The 6379-nt window shown below is 50.9% G+C and carries 9 tRNA genes and 3 rRNA genes; all 12 read left to right on the top strand.

Annotation, left to right across the window (positions count from 1 at the left end):
* Nucleotides 1-39 precede the first annotated feature (39 nt).
* The 12 genes from AAYR28_RS19015 (at nt 40) to AAYR28_RS18960 (ending at nt 6378) form a co-directional block, all read left to right on the top strand.
* Nucleotides 40-115 (top strand) — tRNA-Lys (locus AAYR28_RS19015).
* An 8-nt stretch (nt 116-123) separates the two neighbouring features.
* Nucleotides 124-206 (top strand) — tRNA-Leu (locus AAYR28_RS19010).
* A 30-nt stretch (nt 207-236) separates the two neighbouring features.
* Nucleotides 237-308 (top strand) — tRNA-Gly (locus AAYR28_RS19005).
* A 12-nt stretch (nt 309-320) separates the two neighbouring features.
* A tRNA-Leu gene (locus AAYR28_RS19000) sits at nt 321-406 on the top strand.
* 10 nt (nt 407-416) lie between these two features.
* Nucleotides 417-493: transfer RNA gene (locus AAYR28_RS18995), tRNA-Arg, on the top strand.
* 7 nt (nt 494-500) lie between these two features.
* Nucleotides 501-577, top strand: a tRNA-Pro gene (locus tag AAYR28_RS18990).
* Nucleotides 578-585: 8 nt separating this feature from the next.
* Nucleotides 586-661 (top strand) — tRNA-Ala (locus AAYR28_RS18985).
* 170 nt (nt 662-831) lie between these two features.
* Nucleotides 832-2385: ribosomal RNA gene (locus tag AAYR28_RS18980) — 16S ribosomal RNA — on the top strand.
* Nucleotides 2386-2565: 180 nt separating this feature from the next.
* Nucleotides 2566-5496: ribosomal RNA gene (locus AAYR28_RS18975) — 23S ribosomal RNA — on the top strand.
* Between the two features lie 60 nt (nt 5497-5556).
* Nucleotides 5557-5672, top strand: a 5S ribosomal RNA gene (rrf, locus tag AAYR28_RS18970).
* Together the 16S, 23S and 5S rRNA genes with 7 tRNA genes alongside form the textbook arrangement of a ribosomal RNA operon.
* A gap of 519 nt (nt 5673-6191) precedes the next feature.
* Nucleotides 6192-6268, top strand: a tRNA-Val gene (locus AAYR28_RS18965).
* 36 nt (nt 6269-6304) lie between these two features.
* Nucleotides 6305-6378: transfer RNA gene (locus AAYR28_RS18960), tRNA-Thr, on the top strand.
* Nucleotide 6379 lies beyond the last annotated feature (1 nt).

Genomic DNA, 6379 nt, shown 5'->3' with positions numbered 1-6379 from the left:
CACTTTCATATGGTAAGATAGACAAGTCGTTTTTAAAGCGAGCCATTAGCTCAGTTGGGAGAGCATCTGACTTTTAATCAGAGGGTCGAAGGTTCGAGTCCTTCATGGCTCACCATGTTTCATGCGGGTGTGGCGGAATTGGCAGACGCGCTAGACTTAGGATCTAGTGTCTTTATGACGTGGGGGTTCAAATCCCTTCACCCGCATTGCCAAATAAAATAAAGAAATCCTGTAATGCGGAAGTAGTTCAGTGGTAGAACACCACCTTGCCAAGGTGGGGGTCGCGGGTTCGAATCCCGTCTTCCGCTTATACCATCCACGCCGGGGTGGTGGAATTGGCAGACACACAGGACTTAAAATCCTGCGGTAGGTGACTACCGTGCCGGTTCAAGTCCGGCCCTCGGCATTATAAATAAGCGCCCGTAGCTCAATTGGATAGAGCGTTTGACTACGGATCAAAAGGTTAGGGGTTCGACTCCTCTCGGGCGCGCCATTAAGATCGGGAAGTAGCTCAGCTTGGTAGAGCACTTGGTTTGGGACCAAGGGGTCGCAGGTTCGAATCCTGTCTTCCCGACCATCTTTTATGGGGCCTTAGCTCAGCTGGGAGAGCGCCTGCCTTGCACGCAGGAGGTCAGCGGTTCGATCCCGCTAGGCTCCACCAATATGATCTTTGAAAACTAAACAAGACAAAACGTACCTGTTAATTCGAGTTTTTATAAAAAAATCCTATGAAACTTCATAGGTAGTCAGTCAAACTGGCGAGGCAGGAAATGATCACATGCTAAGTTCGCTACATCGTGTAGCAACGCATGTGTGATATGCATCCTGCATACCTCGGAGAGTTTGATCCTGGCTCAGGACGAACGCTGGCGGCGTGCCTAATACATGCAAGTCGAGCGGACAGAAGGGAGCTTGCTCCCGGATGTTAGCGGCGGACGGGTGAGTAACACGTGGGTAACCTGCCTGTAAGACTGGGATAACTCCGGGAAACCGGAGCTAATACCGGTATAGTCCCTGTAATCCTGCACCGGTTCAGGATGAAAGACGGTTTCGGCTGTCACTTACAGATGGAAAACTGCGGCGCATTAGCTAGTTGGTGGGGTAATGGCTCACCAAGGCGACGATGCGTAGCCGAGCCCAGAGGGTGATCGGCCACACTGGGACTGAGACACGGCCCAGACTCCTACGGGGAGGCAGCAGAGGGAATCTTCCGCAGCATTAATGAAAGTCTGACGGAGTAACGCCGCGTTAGCGATGAAGGTTTTTGATCGCTTAGCTTCTGTTGTTAGGGAAAGAACAAGTGCGAGAGCAACCGCTTGGACCTCTGACGGTACTGGACAAGAAAGCCACGGCGGACCACGCGCCCGACACAGCTGCGGCAGACGTAGGTGGAAGCGTTGTCCGGAATCACATCCCGGTGCAAAGGGCTCTGTATAGGCGGTTTTAAGTCCGACTACGCAAGCCCCGGTTAACTGGGAGGGTCATTGGAAACTGGGAAACTTGAGTGCAGAAGAGGAGAGTGGAATTCCACGTGTAGCGGTGAAATGCGTAGAGATGTGGAGGAACACCAGTGGCGAAGGCGACTCTCTGGTCTGTAACTGACGCTGAGGAGCGAAAGCGTGGGGAGCGAACAGGATTAGATACCCTGGTAGTCCACGCCGTAAACGATGAGTGCTAAGTGTTAGGGGGTTTCCGCCCCTTAGTGCTGCAGCTAACGCATTAAGCACTCCGCCTGGGGAGTACGGTCGCAAGACTGAAACTCAAAGGAATTGACGGGGGCCCGCACAAGCGGTGGAGCATGTGGTTTAATTCCAAGCAACGCGAAGAACCTTACCAGGTCTTGACATCCTCTGACAACCCTAGAGATAGGGCTTTCCCTTCGGGGACAGAGTGACAGGTGGTGCATGGTTGTCGTCAGCTCGTGTCGTGAGATGTTGGGTTAAGTCCCGCAACGAGCGCAACCCTTGATCTTAGTTGCCAGCATTCAGTTGGGCACTCTAGGCGACTGCCGGTGACAAACCGGAGGAGGGATGACGTCAAATCATCATGCCCCTTATGACCTGGGCTACACACGTGCTACAATGGACAGAACAAAGGGCTGCAAGACCGCAAGGTTTAGCCAATCCCATAAATCTGTTCTCAGTTCGGATCGCAGTCTGCAACTCGACTGCGTGAAGCTGGAATCGCTAGTAATCGCGGATCAGCATGCCGCGGTGAATACGTTCCCGGGCCTTGTACACCCGCCTGTCACACCACGAGAGTTTGCAACACCCGAAGTCGGTGAGGTAACCTTTATGGAGCCAGCCGCCGAAGGTGGGGCAGATGATTGGGGTGAAGTCGTAACAAGGTAGCCGTATCGGAAGGTGCGGCTGGATCACCTCCTTTCTAAGGATATGGAGCAGCGTACGTTTTCGTCTTGTTTAGTTTTGAAGGATCATTCCTTCAAAACATGTCTCTAGCGAGACAGGATTGTTCTTTGAAAACTAGATAACAATAAGTAATACATTCACATTGAATGCAATGCAAAGTTCATCACACATAGTGATTCTTTCTAAAGTAAGAAATGGTTAAGTTAGAAAGGGCGCACGGTGGATGCCTTGGCACTAGGAGCCGATGAAGGACGGGACGAACACCGATATGCTTCGGGGAGCTGTAAGCAAGCTTTGATCCGGAGATTTCCGAATGGGGAAACCCACTGCTCGTAATGGAGTAGTATCCATACTTGAATACATAGAGTATGAGAAGGCATACCCGGGGAACTGAAACATCTAAGTACCCGGAGGAAGAGAAAGCAAATGCGATTCCCTGAGTAGCGGCGAGCGAAACGGGAACAGCCCAAACCAAGAGGCTTGCCTCTTGGGGTTGTAGGACACTCTATACGGAGTTACAAAGGAACGATATAAGCGAAGAGGTCTGGAAAGGCCCGCCAAAGAAGGTAACAGCCCTGTAACTGAAATGTTGTTCTCTCCAGAGTGGATCCTGAGTACGGCGGAACACGTGAAATTCCGTCGGAATCCGGGAGGACCATCTCCCAAGGCTAAATACTCCCTAGTGACCGATAGTGAACCAGTACCGTGAGGGAAAGGTGAAAAGCACCCCGGAAGGGGAGTGAAATAGATCCTGAAACCGTGTGCCTACAAGTAGTCAGAGCCCGTTAACGGGTGATGGCGTGCCTTTTGTAGAATGAACCGGCGAGTTACGATCCCGTGCAAGGTTAAGCAGAAGATGCGGAGCCGCAGCGAAAGCGAGTCTGAATAGGGCGCATGAGTACGTGGTCGTAGACCCGAAACCAGGTGATCTACCCATGTCCAGGGTGAAGTTCAGGTAACACTGAATGGAGGCCCGAACCCACGCACGTTGAAAAGTGCGGGGATGAGGTGTGGGTAGGGGTGAAATGCCAATCGAACCTGGAGATAGCTGGTTCTCTCCGAAATAGCTTTAGGGCTAGCCTCAAGGTAAGAGTCTCGGAGGTAGAGCACTGATTGGACTAGGGGCCCCTACCGGGTTACCGAATTCAGTCAAACTCCGAATGCCGATGACTTATCCTTGGGAGTCAGACTGCGAGTGATAAGATCCGTAGTCGAAAGGGAAACAGCCCAGACCGCCAGCTAAGGTCCCAAAGTATACGTTAAGTGGAAAAGGATGTGGAGTTGCTTAGACAACCAGGATGTTGGCTTAGAAGCAGCCACCATTTAAAGAGTGCGTAATAGCTCACTGGTCGAGTGACTCTGCGCCGAAAATGTACCGGGGCTAAACGTATCACCGAAGCTGCGGACTGTTCTTACGAACAGTGGTAGGAGAGCGTTCTAAGGGCTGTGAAGCCAGACCGGAAGGACTGGTGGAGCGCTTAGAAGTGAGAATGCCGGTATGAGTAGCGAAAGACGGGTGAGAATCCCGTCCACCGAATGCCTAAGGTTTCCTGAGGAAGGCTCGTCCGCTCAGGGTTAGTCGGGACCTAAGCCGAGGCCGAAAGGCGTAGGCGATGGACAACAGGTTGATATTCCTGTACCACCTCCTCACCATTTGAGCAATGGGGGGACGCAGGAGGATAGGGTAAGCGCGGTATTGGATATCCGCGTCCAAGCAGTTAGGCTGGGAAATAGGCAAATCCGTTTCCCGTAAAGGCTGAGCTGTGATGGCGAGCGAAATTTAGTAGCGAAGTTCCTGATTCCACACTGCCAAGAAAAGCCTCTAGCGAGGTGAGAGGTGCCCGTACCGCAAACCGACACAGGTAGGCGAGGAGAGAATCCTAAGGTGATCGAGAGAACTCTCGTTAAGGAACTCGGCAAACTGACCCCGTAACTTCGGGAGAAGGGGTGCTTCTTAGGGTGTTAAAGCCCCGAGAAGCCGCAGTGAATAGGCCCAGGCGACTGTTTAGCAAAAACACAGGTCTCTGCGAAGCCGTAAGGCGAAGTATAGGGGCTGACGCCTGCCCGGTGCTGGAAGGTTAAGAGGAGCGCTTAGCGTAAGCGAAGGTGCGAATTGAAGCCCCAGTAAACGGCGGCCGTAACTATAACGGTCCTAAGGTAGCGAAATTCCTTGTCGGGTAAGTTCCGACCCGCACGAAAGGCGCAACGATCTGGGCACTGTCTCAACGAGAGACTCGGTGAAATTATAGTACCTGTGAAGATGCAGGTTACCCGCGACAGGACGGAAAGACCCCGTGGAGCTTTACTGCAGCCTGATATTGAATGTTGGTACAGCTTGTACAGGATAGGTAGGAGCCTTGGAAACCGGAGCGCTAGCTTCGGTGGAGGCATCGGTGGGATACTACCCTGGCTGTATTGACCTTCTAACCCGCTGCCCTTATCGGGCAGGGAGACAGTGTCAGGTGGGCAGTTTGACTGGGGCGGTCGCCTCCTAAAATGTAACGGAGGCGCCCAAAGGTTCCCTCAGAATGGTTGGAAATCATTCGCAGAGTGTAAAGGCACAAGGGAGCTTGACTGCGAGACCTACAAGTCGAGCAGGGACGAAAGTCGGGCTTAGTGATCCGGTGGTTCCGCATGGAAGGGCCATCGCTCAACGGATAAAAGCTACCCCGGGGATAACAGGCTTATCTCCCCCAAGAGTCCACATCGACGGGGAGGTTTGGCACCTCGATGTCGGCTCATCGCATCCTGGGGCTGTAGTCGGTCCCAAGGGTTGGGCTGTTCGCCCATTAAAGCGGTACGCGAGCTGGGTTCAGAACGTCGTGAGACAGTTCGGTCCCTATCCGTCGCGGGCGCAGGAAATTTGAGAGGAGCTGTCCTTAGTACGAGAGGACCGGGATGGACGCACCGCTGGTGTACCAGTTGTTCTGCCAAGGGCATCGCTGGGTAGCTATGTGCGGACGGGATAAGTGCTGAAAGCATCTAAGCATGAAGCCCCCCTCAAGATGAGATTTCCCATTCCGCAAGGAAGTAAGATCCCTGAAAGATGATCAGGTTGATAGGTCTGAGGTGGAAGCGTGGTGACACGTGGAGCTGACAGATACTAATAGATCGAGGACTTAACCTATATTCTAATGTGAAGCATGAACATTGTTATCTAGTTTTGAGAGAACATATCTCCATCAGGTTTGGTGGCGATAGCGAAGAGGTGACACCCGTTCCCATACCGAACACGGAAGTTAAGCTCTTCAGCGCCGATGGTAGTTGGGGGTTTCCCCCTGTGAGAGTAGGACGCCGCCAAGCTTCTATTAGGATCAGTTCCAGTCCAAACTGGTCTTTTTTGTGCAAGTTGAGGGTACATACATTCACTTGTTTGATAAAAGATCGTGGCTTCATTTTATGTCCACAAGCAGCGTGTGAAATACTTGGATATAAAGAGAAAAAGAGTCTATCGCATAAACCATTATCTATAAAAAAACAATAGAGAGACAGAGTATCAGCTTATATAGGGAAATTAAAACTTAATAAGCTTTATGATTTTTTATAAATGCTTACGGCTAAAGAGATACATATATCATTAAAGTATAAAAATGAGGGACTGCTAAAATTCCCCAGGAATTGAACGTTTTAAAAGAGAATATAGAAGAGAGAAGTTCAGCTGCAAAACGTGGAACAGCAGCTGTTTGAATAGGAGAAATGACGATCATTTGTTAAAAGAAATACGCAATGAAAATTGAAATAAAATTTTTTTAATATAGCCTTTACAAATGATTAAAACCAGTATATAATAATCTTTGTCGGATTGAGAGATTCCTACATAGTGGAGGATTAGCTCAGCTGGGAGAGCATCTCGCCTTACAAGCAGAGGGTCGGCGGTTCGAGCCCGTCATCCTCCACCATATTTATTCTTGCATAAATGTTAGGATAGATATAAAGCCGGTGTAGCTCAACTGGTAGAGCAACTGACTTGTAATCAGTAGGCTCCGGGGTTCAAGTCCTCTTGCCGGCAC

The organism is Bacillus safensis (assembly GCF_039619585.1).
In the GTDB taxonomy this organism is placed as follows: domain Bacteria; phylum Bacillota; class Bacilli; order Bacillales; family Bacillaceae; genus Bacillus; species Bacillus safensis.
This window is presented reverse-complemented; position numbering and strand designations above follow the sequence as displayed.